Annotated in this window: 21 protein-coding genes; 16 read left to right on the top strand and 5 right to left on the bottom strand. The window is 51.0% G+C overall.

All coding sequences use genetic code 11. From position 1 onward, the window contains the following. Positions 1-239 (top strand): hypothetical protein (locus tag ABF87_RS14760; protein ID WP_205012669.1); only part of this gene is annotated, 239 nt, incomplete at its 5' end. A gap of 267 nt (positions 240-506) precedes the next feature. On the opposite strand, the gene ABF87_RS06665 is transcribed toward ABF87_RS14760, so the two are convergent. The 3 genes from ABF87_RS06665 to ABF87_RS06655 all read right to left on the bottom strand — a co-directional run bounded on the left by ABF87_RS06665 (position 507) and on the right by ABF87_RS06655 (position 5837). After that, complete coding sequence (locus ABF87_RS06665; protein WP_205012668.1) at positions 507-2420, bottom strand: cytochrome c peroxidase; 1914 nt, start codon at positions 2418-2420, stop codon at positions 507-509. Between the two features lie 99 nt (positions 2421-2519). Beyond that, on the bottom strand, positions 2520-3218 hold the full coding sequence (locus ABF87_RS06660) for a hypothetical protein (RefSeq protein ID WP_160828349.1): 699 nt from the start codon (positions 3216-3218) through the stop codon (positions 2520-2522). 234 nt (positions 3219-3452) lie between these two features. Continuing rightward, on the bottom strand, positions 3453-5837 hold the full coding sequence (locus ABF87_RS06655; protein ID WP_160828348.1) for a penicillin acylase family protein: 2385 nt from the start codon (positions 5835-5837) through the stop codon (positions 3453-3455). 224 nt (positions 5838-6061) lie between these two features. On the opposite strand from ABF87_RS06655, the gene flhB reads away from it, so the two are divergent. Genes flhB through motD form a run of 7 tightly spaced genes read left to right on the top strand, consistent with a single transcriptional unit; the run spans position 6062 to position 13873 of the window. After that, entirely contained in the window at positions 6062-7213 is a 1152-nt protein-coding gene (gene flhB, locus ABF87_RS06650) for a flagellar biosynthesis protein FlhB (protein WP_160828347.1), read from the top strand. 39 nt (positions 7214-7252) lie between these two features. Then, a complete protein-coding gene (flhA, locus tag ABF87_RS06645; protein WP_160828346.1) occupies positions 7253-9337 on the top strand; it encodes a flagellar biosynthesis protein FlhA in 2085 nt (694 codons plus the stop codon). Further along, positions 9334-10611 (top strand): flagellar biosynthesis protein FlhF, encoded by a 1278-nt coding sequence (gene flhF, locus ABF87_RS06640; RefSeq protein ID WP_160828345.1) that lies wholly within the window; start codon positions 9334-9336, stop codon positions 10609-10611. Before flhA ends, flhF begins: the two co-directional genes overlap by 4 nt. Then, positions 10604-11500 (top strand): AAA family ATPase, encoded by an 897-nt coding sequence (locus ABF87_RS06635; protein WP_160828344.1) that lies wholly within the window; start codon positions 10604-10606, stop codon positions 11498-11500. The genes flhF and ABF87_RS06635 overlap by 8 nt, the downstream gene beginning before the upstream one ends. Positions 11501-11506: 6 nt before the next feature. Beyond that, positions 11507-12223, top strand: coding sequence for an RNA polymerase sigma factor FliA (locus tag ABF87_RS06630; protein ID WP_160828343.1), 717 nt, complete (start codon positions 11507-11509; stop codon positions 12221-12223). A gap of 37 nt (positions 12224-12260) precedes the next feature. Beyond that, positions 12261-13031, top strand: a complete 771-nt coding sequence (locus ABF87_RS06625; RefSeq protein WP_240143566.1) for a flagellar motor protein — start codon at positions 12261-12263, stop codon at positions 13029-13031. A 38-nt stretch (positions 13032-13069) separates the two neighbouring features. Then, the gene (gene motD, locus ABF87_RS06620) at positions 13070-13873 is read left to right on the top strand and encodes a flagellar motor protein MotD (protein WP_160828342.1); all 804 of its coding nucleotides are present in this window, start codon (positions 13070-13072) and stop codon (positions 13871-13873) included. Between the two features lie 137 nt (positions 13874-14010). Here the strand turns inward: motD and ABF87_RS06615 are convergent, their stop codons facing one another. Both ABF87_RS06615 and flgM read right to left on the bottom strand, forming a co-directional pair. Continuing rightward, positions 14011-14460, bottom strand: coding sequence for a flagellar protein FlgN (locus ABF87_RS06615; protein WP_160828341.1), 450 nt, complete (start codon positions 14458-14460; stop codon positions 14011-14013). After that, on the bottom strand, positions 14460-14765 hold the full coding sequence (flgM, locus tag ABF87_RS06610) for a flagellar biosynthesis anti-sigma factor FlgM (RefSeq protein ID WP_160828340.1): 306 nt from the start codon (positions 14763-14765) through the stop codon (positions 14460-14462). Before flgM ends, ABF87_RS06615 begins: the two co-directional genes overlap by 1 nt. Positions 14766-15079: 314 nt before the next feature. Here flgM and ABF87_RS06605 point away from each other — a divergent pair, with 314 nt between their 5' ends. The 8 genes from ABF87_RS06605 to hisS all read left to right on the top strand — a co-directional run bounded on the left by ABF87_RS06605 (position 15080) and on the right by hisS (position 22887). Continuing rightward, a complete protein-coding gene (locus ABF87_RS06605; RefSeq protein WP_160828339.1) occupies positions 15080-15802 on the top strand; it encodes an EI24 domain-containing protein in 723 nt (240 codons plus the stop codon). Between the two features lie 123 nt (positions 15803-15925). After that, positions 15926-16696: a DUF3025 domain-containing protein gene (locus ABF87_RS06600; RefSeq protein ID WP_240143565.1), complete on the top strand. Its 771-nt coding sequence runs from the start codon at positions 15926-15928 to the stop codon at positions 16694-16696. A gap of 105 nt (positions 16697-16801) precedes the next feature. Continuing rightward, positions 16802-17227: a nucleoside-diphosphate kinase gene (gene ndk / locus ABF87_RS06595; RefSeq protein ID WP_160828338.1), complete on the top strand. Its 426-nt coding sequence runs from the start codon at positions 16802-16804 to the stop codon at positions 17225-17227. A 20-nt stretch (positions 17228-17247) separates the two neighbouring features. Beyond that, entirely contained in the window at positions 17248-18351 is a 1104-nt protein-coding gene (rlmN, locus tag ABF87_RS06590; RefSeq protein ID WP_160828337.1) for a 23S rRNA (adenine(2503)-C(2))-methyltransferase RlmN, read from the top strand. Further along, positions 18348-19133 carry a type IV pilus biogenesis/stability protein PilW gene (pilW, locus tag ABF87_RS06585; protein ID WP_160828336.1) on the top strand — a complete coding sequence of 262 codons (786 nt, stop codon included), beginning with the start codon at positions 18348-18350 and terminating at the stop codon, positions 19131-19133. Before rlmN ends, pilW begins: the two co-directional genes overlap by 4 nt. Further along, on the top strand, positions 19133-20359 hold the full coding sequence (locus ABF87_RS06580; protein WP_160828335.1) for a RodZ domain-containing protein: 1227 nt from the start codon (positions 19133-19135) through the stop codon (positions 20357-20359). Before pilW ends, ABF87_RS06580 begins: the two co-directional genes overlap by 1 nt. A 30-nt stretch (positions 20360-20389) precedes the next feature. Next, complete coding sequence (gene ispG / locus ABF87_RS06575) at positions 20390-21628, top strand: flavodoxin-dependent (E)-4-hydroxy-3-methylbut-2-enyl-diphosphate synthase (RefSeq protein ID WP_160828334.1); 1239 nt, start codon at positions 20390-20392, stop codon at positions 21626-21628. After that, positions 21628-22887, top strand: coding sequence for a histidine--tRNA ligase (hisS, locus tag ABF87_RS06570; protein WP_160828333.1), 1260 nt, complete (start codon positions 21628-21630; stop codon positions 22885-22887). The genes ispG and hisS overlap by 1 nt, the downstream gene beginning before the upstream one ends. The last annotated feature ends 64 nt before the right edge of the window (positions 22888-22951 follow it).

Below are 22951 nucleotides of genomic sequence, written 5' to 3'. Positions count from 1 at the left end.
GAGCTGGAACGGATACTGCGGTGTTTTTTGGCAATCGCAGTGACTTTAGCATCGTGAATGTTAACGGAGTGTTACAAGTAACTGGTCTCAGTACTGCGCCAACCGAGTATGCGGGTGATACAGCTCAACTTACAAATATTGAGCATATACAATTTGCTTCGGACTCAGAGTTTTTAGCTCTTGGGAACGTAATAGATATTGCTGGAAGTGATAATACATCGCCAGTTTTAGTAATCTGAGTGAGTTCAAATCCCATGCAATTAGAACATCAGGTTCGTTGATCCCTTTCTGAAAATAGAATAGCTTGAAGAAAAAAACTAAATATGATGTGGTTTATATCGTTATTTCTTCAAGCTATTCATTTTACGTATATGAGGTTATTGTTAATCTCTGCGGGTACAATTCCCCGCCCCTTGGGGGCGAAAGCTGGTTGAAAACCAGCAGGTTGAAGGGCGCAGTTAATATCCCGCTGCTTGCGGCGGGGTTCTTTATTGGTGTTTGTCAATTCATTCTTCCAGAAAACGCTTCAGCGGCTTACCGCCTTCACGCCCAACAGCGGGTATTTCGATGAGCCGGTCGGCTGCGTTGCCTGCCGATCCCATTTTCACATGCGTTTCATCGCCGAGATGACCATCCGGCAGGAAAATTTGCGGATGGTCGAAAGGCGCTTGGCGATTAAGCACACGCTGATCGGTCAGTGCATGCAAAAACGCTTCCAGATCATCCTTTTCCGCTTCGCTATTGAGTAGAACATTCAGTGGCATGATCATCGAGCCATCGAGTTGCGCCAGTTCCGCAAAATCGCCGCCACGGCTGTAGAGATCCAGTACACCGCGCAAATGAAGTGTGCCACCATTATGAAAATACGGTGCGGTCAAGGCGACATTGCGCAAGCCGGGCACTTTGTAAAAGCCATCGGCGACGATCGGGCAGGGCTGATTGTCGGGACAGGTCGGCGCAGTCGTCGAGCGACTGTATGACAACGGTTGCCCGAATGGATCAGTTGCGCCGAGCGCGATATCTTCGGCGGTGGCGCGAACGCCAATATTGTTAAAACCACGGTCGAATGCCTGCCCGTCACGGATGCGGATGGGACTGGCTTTGACGCGGGTCACTGACGCGCCGGTCAATTCCGCGCCTTCGTGGCAGTTGATACAGCGGCCGCGTGTCTGGCTGCGGAACAGATCGACGCCACGGATGGCGGCGGCGCTGATGGCGGTACTGTCGCCATCCATGAAGCGGTCATACGGCGTGTCATCGGACACCAGAGTGGCCATGTATAACTGCGTGGCAAGTCCGAAAAACAGCGAAAAATTGTATTCCATCTGGCTGAATTCATTGTCCGCAGGGCGGGGGCGGCGGGGTTTATTGATTACTTGCGTATCGCCGTTCTCCAGTACACGAATGAGCCGTGATGATTGCCACCATTCCGGTTGGAACGCGGCGCGAATCAATTCTTCATAGTTTGCCACCAAGCCGGATTGCGGCGAACGGCTGTAATTGCCGAGCACGCTGTCCTGAGCATGAGTTTTCTGCAGAGCAAGCGCCCTGGCGCTGAGCAGTTTTCTGCCGATCATCGGGAACAGGCGATTCCGGGCAGACATTTCCAATGGATTGGTGGGTGGCGCGACCGCTGTGGAGGCCAGGCTGGCGTGATCGATCAGTAAGCGTTCGCGCTCGAGTGCAGTCGTGGATGGGGCGCGATAGACATGCGCATTCGGATCGCGTGCACCCCAATTGTTGATGCCGTTGAATTCATGCTGTGCCCGGCCGTCGAGAAAGTTGCGGAAATTGAAGACCGCATTGATGACGGATGGCGCATTGCGGGGTTCTACGCGGCGCACATTGATGCGATGAATGCGGAAACCGTCCGGATCCCTGATGGAGCGGACAGTATCTTTCGGAAATCCCGGCTTGACGGACTTGAAGGTCGATGCAAAAACACCTTGTGATGAAACGACATCATTGCTGTCGCGCACGGGCGGCGATGATCTGTCCAACGGATTGGAGAGTTCGCGCAACGGAAAATCCGCGCTGCTCAACTGATGATTCGGGTCCAGATCGAACTGCCTGTCGGCAGCGGGGGAGCCGTCGCTATTGACGCGGTTGAGTCCCGGACTGACTTGATTTTTAGATCGGCTGTCGGCACCTGCATTGAAATGGCAGGTTGCGCACGCTGTCATGCCGTCGCTGCCGACTTGCATATCCCAGAATAGCGCTTTACCCAATGCGATGGCGACATCTTTATTCCTGATGAACCGCTCCAATTCAGAGGGTTCGGGCACTGAGATGGTTTTGAGTGACGGCGGCCGTGGAGGATCTTCTTCTGCTTGCGCTTTCGTGGCCATCAGCATAAAAGCGATTGCAATCGCAGACAGTCCGGCGGCGTAAATTTTTGAATATGAATGATTAGCTAACATGTGGATGATGAATGTGTCTTGATGGAATGCGAGCAGCGGATACTCCTGCCGTTGGAACCGGTTGGCAGGAGAATGAAGGGCGATGATTAATCGAAATGATTAATGATCGCGGCGCAGCGGACTGGTCTTGAATGAGGCTTCGAAACCATGACGGCCGGTGTAGGCATAACATTGCGGATCGGTTACATCGCAATCAGCAGCAGGGTAGGTTTCGAGTACTTTCGGGCTGCCGCCGATGGCAATGCTGTATTGTCCGGCTTTGAGCTTGACACTGTAAGTGATGACATCTCGGCCTTGAGCATTCTTTCTGTTGCCGATATATTCGACAGTTGACCAGTCGATGTTACCGGCATTGTTGTACCGATGATCCTCGCAACTGGTGTTGTCCCAGTTCTTATACAGCGACAGGGCGGGAACCAACTTATTACGGGCGGTGACCATGCCTGCCGGGCCTTGAAACGCGACACCTTCTTGACGTTCCACTTCGATTTCCAGCTTGGCCGGCTCGGTCAGTTCCAACGCTACCCAATGCGATGTATGGGTCCAGCCGGTATCGGGCGGTTCATACGCTGGAGGCGGTTCGTTCCAGCTTTTAGCGCCGACATGACCGACTAATTCGGCTCTGTCATGACCACTCATGGTCACCGTCCATTCATAGCTGATGCCGCCGTCGCATACGCCCGGCGTCGAGGGTTGCGGGTCTGCGTAATTGACGGTACCTGCCAGCACGGTTCCTGCCGTGCCGAATGTGAGCAACAAGGCGCTGTGTAGCATAATTTGTTTTAATTGAAACTTCATTGTGATTACTCCAGCATAAAAGTTAGTCAAAACGAGAGACTGATTGTTGTGCATCAATCCTCGCCGCTTCTGCGCCGGATGAGCATCCGGTCAAAAACGGAAGAAATAATATATTTGGAGAGAAAGTCTATCAATGTGACAAATTGCCGCACCAATAGAGGGTTTGCGGTCGAGAATGGTTAAGGCCGCGTTCTGGAGAACTGCTATGAGCAGCGTGCGATGAGCCGTATCGGCTCAGTTTACGGGCAGGAGCGTCAGGTGCCTTTCAGTCGCGTCAGGCAGAAATGGGGTGGGATCGCCGTTTACCCAACTGGCATGGCCGCTGCCGTAGTAAGGCGACCAGGGATGGCCGCTTTGTCCGCCCGGCATGTCCATATAGCCGTGCTCCTCCTGGCCAGGCGCTACCGCTGAGCGTTGCGAGGCACCAAAATTGGGCGATTGCACGCGAGGCATATTGTGGTCACCGGGTAGCGGATCCTTTGGCATATCGAGCCAGCGCGACATCCATGCCGGCAGTTTGGGGCTGAGCGGATGGCGGATTTGCGCGGCATTGGCTTCACCCCAACTGCGTTCGGTAATGCCGCCATTGCGTTCTAACTGCTTGGCCACGCGCGCGGCGCACTGGTGCAGCAATTCTTCCCAGTTTTCATAGGCTGCCGGCAGCAAATGCTGAGGCTGATGTTCAAGCAATTGCCAGACGATCCATTCGGCCTGGCTGAGTCTGGGCAGCTTGAAACTGTCATCCTGCTGCCGAACATGCGCAGTAAAGCCGTTCAGCACGGTTTTCATGACCGTGCGCCGATAGGCGTGGACCACGCGGTAAGCGATGGAATCCGCTGAAGCGTGCCCGTTCCAGTCCTGCAGCGCGGTATTCATGGCCGCAGCCCAAGGCGCCTGTTCATCGGCTGCGTCGAGCGTCGTTTTCAGCAATTGCAGCCAGCGCTCGCCCAACAGTGCGCGGTCATCCAATTGAATGGCGCGCATATCGGTGGGCTCGAATTGCTCGCGCGCGAGCAATCGATTGCGAATCCGGGTGGCGCGGGCGCCGAGATCATACCCGCCATTGCCCAGCAGAGCGAGTTGAGAACCCGATACCGAACGCGAGTTGGCCGACCAGAGCCGTTGTGCATCAGGATTGAAAATGAGCGGGTAGTGGTCGGGTGGTAGCCATCCTTCCCACCCCGTATCTGGAACCGTCCAATCAGCCGAAATCTGGGGGTCGTAACCGCCTGCTCGAGCCGGTAGGCGTCCTGCCAGCGTCCAGCCGATATTGCCGGAGCGGTCCCCGACAATGAAATTCTGCACCGGAATGCCTGTTCGTTGTGCAATCTGCGCTGCGTCATGCGCTGTTCGCGTCTGCTCAAGTTCAACCAATTTCAGATTGACGGCTTCGGGGTGCAACGCTGTCCACGCCAATGCCAGCGGTGTGCCGTCATGATCTTGACGCAGAATCGGACCCCATTCGGTGTCGGAAATGATCAGCGTCTCATCCGCAGCATTGCGGATCCGGATCGTTTCTTCATGCAAGATGATCGGTTGCCAGCCATTGCGGCCCTGATAACGGCCAGGATCCTGCGGATCGAGCGTGATCCGCACCCAGTCGGAAAAATCGCCGTGGCTATTGGTAAAACTCCAGGCGATATGGCGGTTTGAGCCGATGACGATGGAAGGAACACCCGGCAGGCTGAGACCGGTAATATCCTGTTGCTGATCCGTCGAGGCTGGATCAGGATAGATCAGCCGCGACCGGAACCACAGATTCGGCACCCGCAATGTCAGGTGCATATCATTGGCGACCAACGCAGCGCCGCCGGCAAGCGAGCCGGAAACCGCAAAACTGTTGCTGCCCGGCATTTTCTCGTCCGCCAGCGGATCGTCCAGTTTCACATGCTTATCCAGGGCTTGCAGATTGATCGCGGTGGCCGGTGGAAGATTGGGCAAAGGCAACGGCTCATCGATGAGCGGCGCATCCCAGTTGCCAGCCGGTGTGGTGAGAAATTTAAAGACCGATTCATGCAGCGCTGCGTGCATGCTCGATAATTGCAACTCGCGCGTAAAGTTCTCTTCATTCAGCGTAAAGAACATCGCATAAATGACCAGAATGCTGTCCTCGAGGCGCCATGCCGAGGGCTCGCTTTGGATCAGCAGATAGGGAAAAGGGCGCACTGCCAATGCCTGCAACCCCTGGTTGACGCCACGCTGGTAAGCATCCAGCAATTGTTTTTCAGTATCTGTCAGTTGTTGCAACACCATGGTTGCGCGGGCGCGCATGCGGAACTTACGAATCCGCCGGTCATGCTGGAGGACGCTTGCACCCAGCAATTCTGCCAATTCGCCCGCAGCCTGGCGGCGCATCAAATCCATTTCAAAAAAACGTTCCTGGGCGTGAATGAAGCCCATCGCCGTTGCCAGATCCAACCGATTCCGGCCCGTAAACGTGACACTGCCGAGAGAATCCCGCTCAATGGACACCGCGTTGGACAATCCGGCGACGGTCAGGTCGCCGTCATACTGCGGCAGGCTGCCGCGCAGCAACAATGCCGCGGTCAGGATCAATAAGCAGGCAAAAATGGCGAGTATCAATGCCATGCGGCTGAAGATGCGTCGGGTAGACTGCATATTTATTAGTTCTGCGATAAGTGATGAATCATTTTTGAGACAGTCATGCTGTGAGGTTATAGGGGTGAGCGTTTCGAATTATTCCATACTTTTCGGGCAAAACGGCCTGATAAAGGGGCGGTGGCGTCATAGCTCATGAATAAGGCCCTGATTCCTTCTTTTTTCTCAAAATGGGATCGGGACAGTTGCCATGATAATTCAACCGTAAGAATTTGGAGCATGTCATGTCTGAAGAAAGCGATTTAGAACGTACAGAACCGGCGACGCCCAGGCGTATCGAGAAAGCCCGAGAAGAAGGGCAGGTTGCGCGTTCCCACGAGTTGACCACCTTTGCATTATTGATGGTGGCGGCTGCTGGTATCGCTTTCATCGGCGCCAGCGTGGTGGATAAATTGCTGAAGATCATGAAGACCGGCATGCAATTGGAACGTGAACTGGCGTTCCAGCCCGATCTGATGGTGAATCGTTTTTACGAGCTGTCGATCGAAGGATTGATTGCCATTGCACCCCTGCTGTTGCCCTTGGCCATCGTGGCGTTCTTTGCGCCGATGTTGCTCAGCGGTTGGATGGTGAGTAGCAAGGCGCTGATGCCGAGGTTCGATCGCATCAATCCGATCAACGGTTTTGGCAGAATTTTCTCAGTGAACAGTCTAGTCGAATTGGTCAAGGCGCTTGCCAAGACCGCGGTCGTTGGGGGCGTTGCGACCATGATCATCTGGCAGAAAAAAGAAGAAGTGATGGCGCTGATGACGGTTCCTCTGGATGCCGGAATCGGCCGCACCGGAGACTATCTGGCGACCAGTTTTCTGCTGATCATCGGTGCCATGGTGCTGATCGTGGCTATCGATGTGCCGTTCCAAATTTGGCAGCATGCCAAGCAATTGCGCATGACCAAGGAAGAAATTCGCAAAGAACACAAAGAAGACGAGGGAGATCCGTACGTCAAGGCCAGAATCCGCGGGTTGCAGCGTGAAGCGGCGCGGCGCCGCATGATGGCGGAAATTCCGAAGGCGGATGTCATCGTGACCAACCCGACCCATTACGCTGTGGCGCTGAAATATAAAAGCGACAGCATGCGTGCGCCTACCGTGGTCGCTAAAGGCGTGCATCTGCTCGCAGGACGTATTCGCGAGCTGGGCGAAGAGCATCGGATACCGATCCTGGAAGCGCCTCCATTGGCCCGTGCGCTGTATTTTCATGCCGAATTGGAGAGCGAGATACCCGAAAAATTATATGCTGCGGTAGCGGAAGTACTGGCGTATGTGTTTCAGCTACGCCGCTATCACGAATATGGCGGTGCAGTGCCGAATCCACCGGTTGATTTGCCCGTTCCGGCTGGATTGGATCAACCCAAGCATGCAACGGAAAGTGTGTGAACGTAATCGATGAATTTTTAATATCAGTGACTTATTAAAATGAATAACGCGCTTACATTATCGTCCCTGACTGATGGGACTAATCTCAAGGCTTTCGCCGGGCCGCTCCTGATCATCATGATCCTGGCGATGATGGTATTGCCTTTGCCTCCTTTCGTTCTGGATCTGTTCTTTACGTTCAACATTGCCGTGTCGATCATCGTGCTGATGGTCAGCTTGTATACCCGCAATGCGCTCGAATTTGCAGTGTTTCCTACGGTACTGCTGATCACTACGTTACTGCGGTTGTCGCTGAATATTGCTTCAACCCGGGTAGTGCTGATGGAAGGACATACCGGGCCGGATGCCGCCGGTAAGGTCATCGAAGCGTTCGGTCACTTCCTGGTCGGCGGTAATTATGCGGTTGGACTGGTGGTCTTCATCATTCTGGTGGTGATCAATTTTGTCGTGATTACCAAGGGCGCCGGCCGTATTGCCGAGGTCAGCGCGCGGTTTACGTTGGATGCGATGCCCGGCAAACAAATGGCAATCGATGCCGATCTGAATGCCGGCCTGATCGGCGAAGAAGAAGCGCGCAAACGCAGGGCTGTCATTTCGCAGGAAGCCGATTTTTACGGCTCGATGGATGGTGCCAGCAAATTCGTGCGTGGCGATGCGGTCGCCGGTATCCTGATCATGCTCATCACCATTGTCGGCGGACTGGTCGTGGGCGTCTTGCAACATGATATGGAGTTGAGCGCAGCCGCCAAGAACTATACCTTGCTGACGATAGGCGACGGCTTGGTCGGTCAGATTCCGGCATTGATCATCTCGACCGCCGCTGGCTTGGTTGTCAGCCGGGTGAGCACGGATGAGGATATCGGTGAGCAAGTGCTCAGCCAGTTATTCAATCAGCCGCAAGTATTGATCATTTCGGCCAGCATCATGGGCATCATGGGACTGATTCCCGGAATGCCGAATTTCGTATTCTTGCTGATCGCTTCTCTGTTGGGAGGAATTGCTTATTACCGGCTGCAGCCTGGGAAAACCAAAACAACTGCACCGGTGGTTCAGGAAATTCCTTCGGTCGAAAAAACCGAGGCCAGTTGGGAAGATGTCACTCCGATCGACACCTTGGGATTGGAGGTGGGATACCGTTTGATTCCTCTGGTCGACAAAGCCCAACAGGGCGATTTACTGAAGCGCATCAACGGTATACGCCGGAAATTCGCGCAGGAAATCGGTTTCCTGCCGCCAGTGGTGCACATTCGCGATAATCTCGAACTGCGGCCGAATGCTTACCGTATCACGTTGAAAGGTTCGGTAATCGGGCAAGGAGAGTCTTATTCGGGAATGTATCTTGCCATCAATCCAGGGCGCGTGACCGTGCAATTACCGGGTACCGTAACCAGCGATCCTGCGTTTGGCTTGCCCGCGGTATGGATTGAAGCATCGTTACGCGAACAGGCCCAGGCGCATGGTTATACCGTGGTCGACGCCAGTACCGTGGTCACGACCCATATCAACCACCTGATCCATGCCAGCGCAGCCGAATTGCTGGGTAGACAGGAATTGCAAAAACTGCTCGATCATCTGAGCGCGCAAGCACCGAAATTGATTGAAGATCTGGTGCCAAAATTATTGCCGCTCTCGACATTGCAAAAAGTTCTGCAAAATCTGCTCGAAGAAAGCGTGCATATCCGCGATATGCGCACGATTATCGATGTGCTGACCGAACATGCTGCCCATACCCAGGACACTGCCGAACTGACGGTCGTCGTCAGAAATGCGCTGGGCCGCGCCATCATCGAACAATATTTCCCGGCAGGAACCGAACTGCAAATCATGAGCCTTCATCACGAGCTGGAAAATATCCTCGTGCAGGTGATGCAAAGTAGCGGCTCGCACGGCGGAATCGGCATCGAACCCGGGCTTGCGGACACCTTGCTGAGAGAAGCCCGCGCTGCTACGCAGCAACAGGAAAAACTGGGCTTGCCAATCGTATTGTTGGTTCCCAGCGCTATCCGGTTCTTACTGTCAAAATTTCTGCGCCGCGCAATACCACAGCTCAGCGTTCTTTCTCATTCGGAAATTCCTGGTACTAGAAAAATCAAAATCACTTCCGTGATTGGAGGTAGCAAATGAAAGTAAAACGATACCTTGCATCCACATCAAAAGAAGCCTTGCGGCAGGTCAAGGAAGAACTCGGCGATGACGCAGTGATCCTTTCCAATCGAAAGACGAAGAATGGTGTAGAAATCATGGCATTGGCGGATGCGGAAATGTCGGGTTTGGTTGATATACCAACTGCATTGCCACATGGTGCTCAAATGGTCAAAAGCGAGAAACAACAGCCTGCGGCACCGGTCTATTCGAAAGTGCCTGCGGTGACGCAAGAACTGATCGAGCCGCCGAAAGCAACGCCGGAGATTTCCGTATCGCTGATGCACGATATCATCGCAGAGATCCATGCGATGAAAACTACGCTGGAAGATCAATTGGCGACGGTGGCATGGGGGAATTACACCCAGCGCAAGCCTGAAAAGATGAAGATTTTGCGAACCTTGCTGGATGTGGGTTTCAGCCCGCAACTGTCGCGTCGTTTAGTGGATAAATTGACCCCGGATTTTGATTATGAACAAAGCCTGAAGCAGGCGATGGCCGCGTTGACCTCCAATTTGCATACCGGAGCCAGCGATGAAATGGTTGAAAAGGGCGGAATCTATGCGTTGATAGGACCGACCGGCGTCGGTAAAACCACGACCACCGCCAAACTTGCTGCGCGATGCGTGATCCGTCACGGCGCTGACAAAGTAGCGTTGCTGACAACCGACAGCTATCGCATCGGCGGCCATGAACAACTGAAAATCTATGGCCAGTTGTTGGGCATTCCGGTTCGAAACATCAAAGATACCGATGACTTGCAATTGACCTTGTATGAGCTCAGGAATAAGCACATGGTATTGATCGACACCATAGGCATGAGCCAGCGCGATCACATGGTTGCGGAACAGTCGGCCATGTTGAGCAATTGCGGTGCCGACATCAAGCGTATGCTCATCCTGAGCGCGGCATCGAATGGTAAAACGCTGGATGAGGTGATTTCCGCTTATCAAAACGATGGCATCTTTGGTTGCATCATCACCAAGATCGATGAGGCGGCCAGTTTGGGTGTCGCGCTGGATGCCGTGATCCGGCGGAAACTGATGCTGCACTATGTGACGAACGGTCAAAAAGTGCCCGAAGATATCCATGCGGCCAATGCGCGCTATCTGTTGCATCGAATTTTCAAATCCTCTCCTGGAGAATCTGCTTTTACGCTGCAAGATGCCGAATTTGCTCTGATCATGGCTGGTAAGCAGGATGAAGAATCCGTGCGCTCCAACGAAAAGTCATTTGCGGGATTCCATCATGACTAAAATGAGCGATCGTGATCAAGCGGCCGGCCTGAGAAGCTTGATGATATGCCAGACGCCACAGACGGCGCGGGTTTTTACCATAGCCGGTGGAAAAGCCCGGGTCGGTAAAACCAGCGTGGTGATCAACCTGGCCGCGGCCTTGGCGAGGGAGGGACAGCGCGTGTTATTGATCGATGAGAATCCCTGCCACAACAATATCTGCTCTAACCTCGGTCTGCAAGCGCGCTTTGATCTGTTGCACGTCATCAATCGCGATAAAACATTGGATCAGGTGATGCTGCAGGGGCCGGACAATATCACGATCGTCTCTGCGATGCGGGGTATTCAAGTGCTCAACAAGCTCAATCAGGATGAACAGGACTGGTTGATCAAAAGCTTTTCCGAATTTACCCGTGACATTGATGTGGTGCTGATCGATACCGCAATGACCGGAAATACCCACGTGTTGCCATTGAGCCTCGCATCCGAGCAAGTGATGATCGTCATTTCAGGCTCGGCGGGATCACTGACCGGGGCTTATGCACTCATCAAGATCATGAGTCAGGAATATGCCAAGCAACATTTCCTTATTCTCGTGAATAAGGTGGATTCTGAATCGGAGGCGCTCGCCATTTATCACAATTTATTCATGGTTGCTAATCAATATCTGACCGTTACGCTCGAATTCATGGGCTATGTGTACAGTGACGAGAAATTGCGTGGTGCCACGCAACTGCGTCGATCAGTGATTGAGGCATTTCCGGTTTCTCTGGCTTCGATTTGTTTCAGGCAACTGGCGGAACGGGTTTCCCGTTCTTCATGTCCGGATAAATCTCCCGGAGGAGTTGAAAATTTTATGCAGCGGTTGATTCGAATGAGCCATTTGAGTATGGAAAACTTTACGGTGTGAGCGATTATGTATACAGCGACTGGAACCAAAGCAGTTGACAAAGAACAGTTTGTGGCAGAGTTTACGCCCCTCGTCAAACGTATTGCCTATCATATGATGACGCGCTTGCCTGCAAGTGTACAAGTCGATGATTTGATTCAAGCGGGCATGATGGGATTGCTGGATGCCATCAATCGTTATGAAGGTTCCTATGGGCGGCAATTTGAAAGCTATGCTGCTCAGCGCATCCGTGGCTCCATTCTGGATGAGCTGCGTGAAGCGGATTGGTTGCCGCGCAGCTTGCGGAAGAAGATGCGCCGTATCGAAGCGGCGGTAAGCGTTTTGGAGCAACGGCACGGTTGTGCGCCGAGTGAACAGGATCTGGCGCAAGAGTTGGAGATGTCACTGGATGAGTATCATGACACCTTACAAAATGCCCGTGGTGCGCAACTGATTTATTACGAGGATTTTCAGCAGGATGATGAAGAGCCTTTTCTGGATCGGCTGGTGGTCGATGCCGATGGTGATCCGCTGAATGCGTTGCTGGATGAGAATTTCCGGAATCAATTGATTGCCGCGATAGATAATCTTCCACCGCGGGAAAAACAGGTGATGGGGATGCATTATGAGCAGGAAATGAACCTGAGGGAAATCGGTGAAGTGATGGGCGTCAGTGAATCCCGGATCTGTCAGTTGCACACACAGGCGATTGCGCGTCTTCGCAGCCGTTTGAGAAATACCTGAGCTGCTTATGATGATTCAATGGAATTGAGTATTCTGGATGAATAAAAACTCAAAAATGGATATTAACAGCGCTGCGGGTATCGTGCTGGCCTTCGCCGCCATCATTGGCGGACAAATTCTGGAGGGAGGGCATGTCGGTTCGCTCGTTCAAGCGGCGGCATTCCTCATCGTGATGGGCGGCACCATCGGCGCGGTATTACTGCAAAGCCCGGTAAGCGTATTTATCAACGGCGTCAAAATGAGCGCATGGGTATTTTATCCGCCGGTGAATTCACCGCAGGCCGTGATCAAGCAAATTATTAATTGGGCTCAGATCGCGCGAAAAGAGGGGTTGCTGGCACTTGAATCTCATGTGTCACTCTTGAAAGATCCTTTTGTAAAGAAGGGCTTGCAGTTGCTTGCCGATGGAAGTACTGCTGAAAAATTGCGGGAGGCGTTGGAAATAGATATTTCCGCGCTGGAGGCACATCAACGTCAATCCGCTAAGATTTGGGAAGCGGCGGGGGGATATGCACCGACCATTGGCATTTTGGGTGCGGTTCTGGGGCTGATCCACGTGATGGAAAACTTGAGTGATCCTAATCTTCTTGGCAGCGGCATCGCGGTTGCGTTCGTTGCCACGATTTATGGCGTGGGATTTGCGAATTTGGTGTGCTTGCCCATAGCCAATAAGCTAAAGAGCATTATCAGCGAGCAAGTGGTGATGCAGGAAATATTGATTGATGGCTTGGTTGCCATTGCGAACGGCGAGAATCCGCGATTCATTGAGAATCGGCTGAAAGGTTATTTTCCTGGGAGTATGGTCTGAGTAATTCCTATCAATGAAACAGATGTTTGAGAATTCTGATGGCCAGAAAAAAAACTTCCCAACATGAAGAGCCTGCGGAGAATCATGAGCGCTGGTTGGTTTCATATGCTGACTTCATTACGCTATTGTTTGCGTTTTTCGTCGTCATGTATGCGATCTCTTCAGTGAATGAAGGGAAATATCGCGTACTCAGTCATTCATTGGTCAGTGCATTCAAGAGCAGCAGTGGAGCTTCGCATTTGACATCCGCTCCATCGTCTGAATTTTCTCCGGTGCAGTTAACAGACTCTACCTTGGCCGATTCGATCAAACCCGTAGATGATCCGAATTCACCGAAGATGAGGAAACAGGAGAAAATGCGTGGAATGGCCAAAAGCATACTCGAGGCGCTGGAGCCACTGGTAAAGGATGGTCAAGTTCGGGTGACGCAGAGCACGCTCGGGATTACGGTCGAGATCAGCGCGAGCGTGCTTTTTTCACCCGGTCAGGCTAATCTGGCAGAAAATTCCAGCTTGGCATTGAAAGCGGTTGCCCAGGTGATTAAAGGACATGAGCATGAAATTCATGTCGAAGGACATACCGATAATATCCCTATCCACACCGACAACTTTCCGTCGAATTGGGAATTATCCTCCGCCCGAGCCAGCAGCGTCATCCGGTTATTCGTCGAACATGGGGTTGAAGCCAGTCGATTGACGGCGATTGGGTATGGCGCGAACAAGCCGATTGAAACGAATGAGACGCCTGAAGGCAGAAAACGAAACCGGCGAGTAGCGGTGATGATTCTAGCGAATGATCCGGATAAAGTGACTGAACTGCCGATCAATGTAGAACGTGATTAAGGAATCGCTGAAAAAGACGAACAGCGGATGGCGAGAGTAATCAAAGCAAAGCGTAGAAGTATAGAGGTAGTGAAATGAGCTTGTGAACTTGGCTGCAACGCCGCCTTATGATCGAGGCGGGGTCGTTTTCAAGGTTTTTAGAGATAGGTTTGGCCTTTGGGGCCATATAATGCGATATTTCCGGCTGCGCAATGCAATGCACTGAATGCGCGCTGATTTTGTTGAAGCAGGGTTGAGGTCATCAAGCTATTGGTGTGATTCAGTGTTTGTGCAATTCTGGCCAGTCCCACTACTTCATTCCAGAGTGTGCGTGCTTTTGGACGATCGACAAAATAGTCTTCCAGCCAGGCATTGACGTTGTTCAGCCGAATGCCTTGGCTGTGAAAAAATTTGTTGCGCTGGTCATCGAGGTGGATCAATTTTTCTATTAAGCGCGTTTTTTCTGTGACAAGGTGATCAATTTCTTCAAATTTCCCTTGCATCAGAGCTTGTTCTTCTTTCTTCAAAATTTCGATAAATGATTCAAATGCTTTTTTCTCAAAGCCTAAATCGGTAACAAAATTGGGCGAAAGCAAAGAAGCGATCATTAAATGGCACCTTTTTTCGATTCTATCAACTCTTTGACGGTTTCCAGCAGTCTGTCAGCAACGACTTCAGGATTTATTTTGAAGTTACCTTCGCTAATCGCTTGTTTTATTTCTTGCACCCGAGCTGAGTCGACAACGGAACTGCTTGCAGAGCTATGGTCGACATTTTGCAGCTTAGCGGCATTGGGGCTCAGATGCACGGTATTATTTTGTCCTGGTGCTGGAGAGGGCGTGATATCGATGCGCCTTTTTCCTTCACTGACAGAAACAGTCGTTACGGGCTGTATTGTTTTATCTATTTTCATGGTCATTCCTTCTTGATAAGCTTGGTTGTAATGCTAAATCGACACGATTGTTTGAAACTTTAGCATTTAAGCCCATGTCTGCCTATGGTGATTCTAGAGTTCCCGAATTCCATACTACCCGGAAATGGGTGCAGTAACTTCGAACAAAAATTTGTCATTGTAATAACGACAGACGATTTAAATTATTTATAATTGAATGGCGTCCTGATACGTCTGAGATGACGATCGTGATCGCTTCGGAGTTTCTTCATTGTATTGATTAATCGATCGCATCTTTAAGTTTTCGATGATGCGCTTACTTATTGTGGATTCACATGTCATTTGTCATTAAAGCCATAGCGAATGCTTTCCGTGACTTGATTCGATTCAAGATTGCATGGATTATTATTTGGCCGATCCTGGTCGCGACAATTTTTTGGCTGCTGGTAGGCTATATGTTCGGCGATAGTTTCTCGCAATTCACTCATCAAGCATTGGGTGAATGGTTGAAGAATGTAGAACCCGACTGGATAGCAACCAGCATTCAAAGCTTATTGAACGTGATGCTGCTGGTGTTGCTCATCATCATGACGACATTATTGATTACCGCCATTTTTGTAATGCCTGCGTTGATCAATTTGGTTGCGAAACGCAGTTATCCTGAGCTCAAACGCATGCATGGCGGGGATATCATCGGAAGTGTCATCAATGCATTACTCGCCAGCGGTATTTTCATATTGATCTGGATTGTCACTTTGCCACTGTGGACAGTGGGAGCGGGCATTGTAGTTCCTTTTGTCGCCGTTGCATTCATGAATCAGCAGTTGTTTCGATACGATGCGTTGTCGGAGCATGCGAGCAAGCAGGAAATAAAAACCATCTGTGCTGAAAATCGCTACTCATTATGGGGTTTGGGCTTGTTGACGGGTTTTGTTCAATTTATTCCTGTCCTGAATTTTCTTGCGCCCATTTTCACTGCGCTTGCATTCATTCATTTTGGATTGGATCATCTTAAGCAGCTCCGATCCGGAAGCGAACAACGTAGTATCGCCGAATGATCGACATGAATTCGTGCCTTCCGGCCCTGTTTCAATGCGATGCTGAGCGGTAATAGTGGATCTTCGGACTTGTGGAATCGTCATTTTATTGATTCTTCCCCGCTATACAGCATTTTTGAACATTTGAAACGTCCTATCGCAGAAATGCAGCGGTGGCCGGCGCTATCCGAGTTAAACCGGTTGCGCATCGGTCAAGGACAGTCAATACAGACGCGCTCGGGAAAGGAAATTAGTTTTGTTCCTGCAATCACAGGAAAACAGCCCCTTGAGCAGAAATACGAAGCAAAAATCTTTTTAACGGGTGAAGTGCAAACAAGAACGAATAACTGGCACGATTTTTTTAATGCTTTGGTATGGTTGGTCTTTCCGCGTGCCAAATCTATCCTGAATCAATTGCATTATCAGATGCAATGCCTTGAAGCAGAACGCCAAATGATGCATCGCGGCGCATTAAGAGACGCGGCAACGTTATTCGACGAGTCGGGAGTGATTGTTGTCTGCACTGAACAGGCGCTGATTGAATCATTGAAGAATTTTCAGTGGAAGGAATTGTTTTGGCGAAGACGTGAGGAAGTGCTGTCTTCGATGCGCTTTTTTATATTTGGGCATGGATTGCATGAGAAAGCGCTCAATCCCTATCCCGGCATGACAGGAAAAGGAATCATCTTTCATGTGAATAAAGCGTTTTTGAAGAAGGCCCAGACGGGGCAATTGCAGGTGCTCGATTCGATGTTGGAATCTTTTCTATCAGAAAAACTGTCATCGAGTGCTGATCTGCAGCCGATTCCATTGCTGGGTTACCCCGGATGGGTGGAAGCGAATAACGATGAAGCCTATTACGATAATAAACGATACTTTCGTGACAAGAATAGATCAGACTGCCCCATTGCATGACTGTTGCCTTGCTTCGAATAACGGCGCTGCAGGATGTTTTTTGCGAATCAATGGATTTTTTTTGTTAAAATGGGCGATTAATTCACTAATTAATTGGAGTATTTAATGGCCATTGAAAGAACGTTATCCATTATCAAGCCGGATGCTGTTGCAAAAAATGTAATTGGGCAAATTTATTCACGCTTTGAATCAAATGGTTTGAAGATTATTGCAGCACGTATGGTACATTTGTCACAATCCGAAGCGGAGCAATTTTATGCGATTCATCGGGAGCGGCCGTTCTTTCGTGATTTGGTTGGATTCATGATTTCCGGTCCTGTCATGGTGCAAGTTCTGGAAGGTGACGATGCCATTAGAAAAAATCGCGATCTGATGGGCGCAACGGATCCGAAAAAAGCTGAAAAAGGTACTATCCGGGCAGATTTTGCCGACAGTATCGATGCCAATGCCGTTCATGGCTCGGATGCATCGGAAACCGCTGCTGTTGAAATTGCTTGTTTTTTTCCAACATTGAATATCCATTCTCGTTAGGCGCTTAAGCGGCCCATGCAGTGACTACCAATTTGTTAGATTACGGTCTGAAGGGTTTATCCGATTTCTGCGTTGAAATCGGGGAGAAGCCTTTTCGTGCCAAGCAATTGATGCGATGGATTCATCAATTCGGCATCACGGATTTTGTCGATATGAGCGATCTGGCAAAAAGCCTGCGCGAAAAATTGACCGCCGTGGCAGTCATTGAATCGCCGCAGATTACTTCTGATCATGTGGCCGCAGATGGAACACGTAAGTGGTTGCTGGCGGTGGGCGCAGGTAATGGCATAGAGACTGTGTTCATACCTGAGGCTAATCGAGGCACCTTATGTGTTTCCAGTCAAGTCGGCTGCGCGCTGGCCTGTACGTTCTGTTCAACCGGCAAGCAAGGCTTCAATCGCAATTTGACGGTGGCGGAGATCATTGGCCAATTGTGGATTGCCAATAAGACGTTGAGAGAAACTTCGTATAACTGTGATTCGGACGCAAACCGGATAGTCACGAATGTGGTCATGATGGGCATGGGAGAACCGTTGGCCAATTTCGAGAATGTCGTGACCGCATTGGATCTGATGCTGGATGATCATGCCTATGGGCTTTCCCGCCGGCGTGTGACTGTCAGCACGTCGGGATTAGTGCCAGCTATGGACCGGTTGCGTGAACGCTGCCCGGTTGCATTGGCCGTATCCTTGCATGCACCGAATGATAGCTTGCGCGATCAGTTGGTGCCGATCAATAAAAAATATCCGCTCGAAGTGTTGCTGGCGGCCTGTCAGCGTTATTTGACAGCAGCGCCTCGCGATTTCATTACATTCGAGTATGTGATGCTAGATGGTGTCAATGACAGTCTTGCCCATGCTCGTGAGTTGGTTGAGCTGGTGCGCGATGTTCCGTGCAAATTCAATCTGATTCCATTCAATTCATTTCCAGGATCCGGGTTTAAACGTTCTTCATCTGCGGCGATCGAGGTTTTTCGCGATGTATTGATGCAGGCGGGGTATGTGACAACTGTGAGAAAAACCCGTGGCGACGATATCTCCGCGGCCTGCGGTCAATTGGCAGGTCAGGTCAAGGACAAAACCCGTCGGACGGCGATGAATGCCAGGGTTCATGCTGTAAAATGATGCGATTTGTGCCAATTGCTGCATTCGTTTTTGTGATCTTGCTAACTACGGCATGCGTCCAGCCACCTATTGATGAAGACGCGCTCAATGCGGAGAAATTGGAACGCGCGGTGCAGAGTGCTAAAGTGCATACCGAATTGGCTGGAGAGTATTTCCATCGAGGCCAGTGGGATGTGGCGCTGGAAGAAGTGGATGAAGCGTTCAAAGCGCAGCCAGACTATGCGCCAGCTTACAATGTCCTGGGTTTGGTCAATATGGCGCTGAATGAAGATAGCAAAGCATTGGATAACTTTGAGCAGGCAGTTCGGCTGGCGCCGAAAAATACCGAGATCCATAATAACTATGGCTGGTTTCTATGTCAGCGTTTGCCGGAACGCATGGATCAGGCCATTAATTTTTTTCTGATGGCTGCGAAAGACCCGTTGTATCAGACGCCTGAAATGGCTTACACCAATGCCGGCCTTTGTGAGTTGAAGCGAAGCCGGTACGATGAAGCACGGCTTTTTTTTCAAAAGGCGTTATCGATTCAATCCAATTACTCATCTGCGATGATCGGGTTGATCAACATTGAATTTCAGCGCGGCAATTTGCAGAATGCGAGGTCGAAATTGACCCATTTCTTGCAGAATAACCCATCCACTCCAGATGGGCTGTTATTGGCGCTACAGATAGAGCAGGCAGCTGGAGACCAACGAGCTGCTGATAGTTATTTGTTTCAATTGCAGAAATATTTTCCAGATTCCAAAGAAGCCATCGCTGTTCGAGAAGGAAGAATCAGATAATGAATGATAATCAGCAAAGAATTGACGGCAGTGATCCCCTTTCCAGTGTGCAGGGAGCGAGCAATGTCGACTTTAATTCAGCATCAGTCCTAAACCGCTCATCGCAAACTGAGTCGGATAATATTGACCATAGCTCCCCAAGCGTTGGCGATTCCACCTTACTGACACCAGAACAGCAGAATATGCAAGCGTTGGATCCTCAGCAAACAGAGGATTCGGCGTCGTTTTCTGCCGATCAGGCACACTCTCAAGAACGTACTGAAGTGAATAGTCAGGAAAATTCGAACCTCCAGAATGATTATCTATTGAGACGTCACGGATCGAATTCGATGGATTCAGCCAGTATCGTACACAGTGTGGGACATATTTTGCGTAAGGCGCGAATGGCCAGAGGATTGAGCATTGATGATGTTTCCCGGCAATTGCGATTGTCGAATCAACAAGTCGAAGCGATCGAAAAGGAAGATTTTGGAAAATTACCAGGCCGGACGTTTTTACGTGGTTTCGTGCGCAATTATGCCAATCTTTGCCAGTTGAATCCCGAGCCATTATTGCAAATGCTTCCTGAATCGGAACCGGCACGATTCCATTATGAAAAAACACCGCTCAAAAACAAGAATCTATCGTTTTCTGAGAGGCGTGAGAATTCGAGCAACAAGCGCGTGATGGTTCTTATTCTGTTGTTTGCTGCCGTGCTCGGGGCGTATTTCGTAATCGAAAATAACGATGGGCAGAAATTGGCGCGCCCGGATCATCAGGCTGAAGTAAAAATTGGCGCTGACAAAGCGTCGGTAGAAATTCCTCTGCCGCTGTCCTCGGGTTCCACTGAGACGCCCGCCAGCTCATCGTTCGAAACAGCTCTGCAATTACCCGGTCAGAATAGTCCAGCGAATGCGTCCAATCTGACCGTTCAAACACTCACTTTGCCGATTGAAAGCAAACCGGTCATTCAAGAAGCGGAGAAACCATTGCCAACGCTGACTGATATAGGAACCTTGCACTTCAAGTTCAATGCCGATTCATGGGTCAAAGTCGTCGATGGAAAGAACGCCACGATATTGGAGCAACTCAGAAAAGGCGGCAGCGAACAAACGATCACCGGGAAAAGACCATTGTCAGTAGTTTTGGGAAATGCGACAGGGGTGCGTCTCACCTATAACGATAAAGATATCGATCTTTCTTCCTATAAAAAACAGGACGGAACTGCGCGTCTGACCCTCGAGTAAGAATTACGTATTGATTTTATAGAGTACATTATGTCTGCAAATAGTTTCTTGGTTAAGCGCCGAGCCAGTGTAGGGGTTCGGGTAGGTACGGTGATGGTGGGCGGCGGCGCGCCGGTTGTGGTTCAATCGATGACCAACACCGATACCGTCGATGAAGCGGCGACTGCTGAGCAGGTTGCACAGTTGGCACGCGCCGGGTCTGAGTTGGTGCGCATTACCGTCAATTCGATGGAAGCCGCGCAAGCTGTGCCGAATATTCGCGCTCGGTTGGATGAGATGGGTTGTCATGTGCCGCTGGTGGGCGATTTTCATTTCAACGGCCATAAGTTGCTGACCGCCCATCCCGAATGTGCGCAGGCGCTGGCGAAATTGCGGATCAATCCGGGCAATGTCGGTCAGGGCAAGAAACGCGATGAGCAGTTTGCCACGTTGATCGAGATCGCGTGCAAATACGACAAACCCGTGCGCATCGGCGTGAATTGGGGCAGTCTGGATCAGGAAATGCTCGCTCGTATCATGGATGAGAATGCTGCTTCCGCAAATCCGCAGGATGCCAAATATGTCATGCGTGAGGCGCTGATCACTTCGGCGCTGGAAAGCGCGGCCAAGGCTGAAGAAATTGGTCTGGGCCGCAATAGAATTGTCCTGTCATGCAAAGTGAGCGGCGTCCAGGATCTAATCATGGTTTACCGTGAACTGGCTCAGCGCTGCGATTATGCATTGCATCTGGGCCTGACTGAAGCGGGCATGGGCTCCAAAGGAATCGTCGCGTCGACAGCGGCACTGGCGGTGCTGCTGCAAGAGGGGATCGGCGATACCATTCGCATTTCATTGACGCCCGAGCCTGGCGGCTCCCGCTCCCGAGAAGTGATCGTGGCTCAGGAAATTCTTCAGACGATGGGTTTGCGCGCATTTGTGCCTTTGGTCGCGGCTTGCCCCGGATGCGGTCGTACCACCAGCACGTATTTCCAGGAACTGGCGGAAAGCATACAAGCTTATGTACGGGATGAAATGGTCGTGTGGCGTGAACAATATGAAGGCGTAGAAAACATGAGCCTGGCTGTGATGGGATGCGTGGTGAATGGTCCGGGCGAAAGCAAGCACGCCAATATCGGCATCAGCCTGCCCGGCTCCGGTGAAAACCCGGTTGCACCGGTATTCGTGGATGGGCAAAAAACGGTGACGCTCAAAGGCGATAATATCGCCAGCGAGTTCCGCCAGATCGTCGACAGATACGTCAGTGAAAAATATCCGAGAAAATCTGTCTGATGGGTAATGGTATCAAAGCCATTCGCGGCATGAATGACATTCTGCCGAGTGAATCGTATCTGTGGATACATTTTGAGCAAACCATACATCAATGGCTGTCTGCCTATGGGTACCGCAATATCCGCACGCCGATCGTCGAGCAAACGGACTTATTCATCCGTTCGATCGGAGAAGTGACCGACATTGTCGAGAAGGAAATGTATACCTTCATCGACCACCTCAACAATGACAGCCTGACATTGCGGCCGGAAGGAACTGCATCCTGCGTGCGCGCCGTGATCGAACATAACCTTTTGTATGGCAGTCCGCAAAGGCTCTATTATTCGGGGCCGATGTTCCGGCACGAACGGCCGCAGAAAGGGCGCTACCGGCAATTTCACCAGGTTGGCGTTGAGGCCCTCGGTTATGCGGGTCCCGATATCGATGCCGAACTGATCGTGATGTGCGCCCGGTTGTGGGATCTACTGGGTATTTCAGGCTTGCGGCTGGAGATCGGCACGCTGGGCGATGCTCAATCACGCGCTCTGCACCGCACCCGGTTGATCAAGTATTTCGAGCGATATCGCGATGATCTGGATGAGGATTCCTTGCGGCGACTGCATACCAATCCGTTGCGGATTCTCGACAGCAAAAATCCGCAGATGCAGAATATCATTGCTGATGCGCCTCGTTTGATCGACGATCTGGATGAAGCTTCGTGTGCTCATTTCGAAGCATTGCAACAGATACTGCAGGCACAGGGCATTGATTTTGAAATCAATGTACGTTTGGTCAGGGGGCTCGATTACTATAATCGCACAGTATTCGAGTGGGTGACCGATCAATTGGGCGCGCAAGGCACTGTGTGTGCCGGTGGCCGCTATGATGGGTTGATCGAGCAGGTGGGCGGAAAATCTGCTCCCGCCTGCGGTTTTGCAATGGGTGTCGAGCGATTGCTGGCTTTGATGCAGGATAGCGGTCAACCGATCACTCAGCCTGCGCCTGATATCTACATTGTTCACCAGGGTCAGCAGGCTGCCCGCTATGCCTGGAAATGCGCGGAATTTCTGCGTGGCGAAGGAATGGATGTCATCCTGCACTGCGGCGAGGGAAGCTTCAAATCGCAGATGAAAAAAGCGGATGCAACCGGCGCCAGTTATGCGGTGATCATCGGCGATGAGGAAGCCGAAGCGCAGGAAGTGACGCTGAAACCCTTGCGTGAAGCGGTAGAGCAAGCACGCGTCAAGTTGACCGCAGTCACTGAACTACTGCGGAAATAATGGTCAATAGCTGATTGCTTTACAATACATTGCTAAGCTGATCGAAATTTTTTATTCAGTTTCA

The sequence above is a fragment of the Nitrosomonas sp. JL21 genome, assembly GCF_009833095.1.
Taxonomy (GTDB): Bacteria; Pseudomonadota; Gammaproteobacteria; order Burkholderiales; family Nitrosomonadaceae; genus Nitrosomonas.
This window is presented reverse-complemented; position numbering and strand designations above follow the sequence as displayed.

Excerpts from the sequence above, each read along its gene's own strand:
- ABF87_RS06665 (WP_205012668.1), bottom strand. The coding sequence starts at position 2,420 with ATGTTAGCTAATCATTCATATTCAAAAATTTACGCCGCCGGACTGTCT.
- ABF87_RS06660 (WP_160828349.1), bottom strand. The coding sequence starts at position 3,218 with ATGAAGTTTCAATTAAAACAAATTATGCTACACAGCGCCTTGTTGCTC.
- ABF87_RS06655 (WP_160828348.1), bottom strand. The coding sequence starts at position 5,837 with ATGCAGTCTACCCGACGCATCTTCAGCCGCATGGCATTGATACTCGCC.
- flhB (WP_160828347.1), top strand. The coding sequence starts at position 6,062 with ATGTCTGAAGAAAGCGATTTAGAACGTACAGAACCGGCGACGCCCAGG.
- flhA (WP_160828346.1), top strand. The coding sequence starts at position 7,253 with ATGAATAACGCGCTTACATTATCGTCCCTGACTGATGGGACTAATCTC.
- flhF (WP_160828345.1), top strand. The coding sequence starts at position 9,334 with ATGAAAGTAAAACGATACCTTGCATCCACATCAAAAGAAGCCTTGCGG.
- ABF87_RS06635 (WP_160828344.1), top strand. The coding sequence starts at position 10,604 with ATGACTAAAATGAGCGATCGTGATCAAGCGGCCGGCCTGAGAAGCTTG.
- ABF87_RS06630 (WP_160828343.1), top strand. The coding sequence starts at position 11,507 with ATGTATACAGCGACTGGAACCAAAGCAGTTGACAAAGAACAGTTTGTG.
- ABF87_RS06625 (WP_240143566.1), top strand. The coding sequence starts at position 12,261 with ATGAATAAAAACTCAAAAATGGATATTAACAGCGCTGCGGGTATCGTG.
- motD (WP_160828342.1), top strand. The coding sequence starts at position 13,070 with ATGGCCAGAAAAAAAACTTCCCAACATGAAGAGCCTGCGGAGAATCAT.
- ABF87_RS06615 (WP_160828341.1), bottom strand. The coding sequence starts at position 14,460 with ATGATCGCTTCTTTGCTTTCGCCCAATTTTGTTACCGATTTAGGCTTT.
- flgM (WP_160828340.1), bottom strand. The coding sequence starts at position 14,765 with ATGAAAATAGATAAAACAATACAGCCCGTAACGACTGTTTCTGTCAGT.
- ABF87_RS06605 (WP_160828339.1), top strand. The coding sequence starts at position 15,080 with ATGTCATTTGTCATTAAAGCCATAGCGAATGCTTTCCGTGACTTGATT.
- ndk (WP_160828338.1), top strand. The coding sequence starts at position 16,802 with ATGGCCATTGAAAGAACGTTATCCATTATCAAGCCGGATGCTGTTGCA.
- pilW (WP_160828336.1), top strand. The coding sequence starts at position 18,348 with ATGATGCGATTTGTGCCAATTGCTGCATTCGTTTTTGTGATCTTGCTA.
- ABF87_RS06580 (WP_160828335.1), top strand. The coding sequence starts at position 19,133 with ATGAATGATAATCAGCAAAGAATTGACGGCAGTGATCCCCTTTCCAGT.
- ispG (WP_160828334.1), top strand. The coding sequence starts at position 20,390 with ATGTCTGCAAATAGTTTCTTGGTTAAGCGCCGAGCCAGTGTAGGGGTT.
- hisS (WP_160828333.1), top strand. The coding sequence starts at position 21,628 with ATGGGTAATGGTATCAAAGCCATTCGCGGCATGAATGACATTCTGCCG.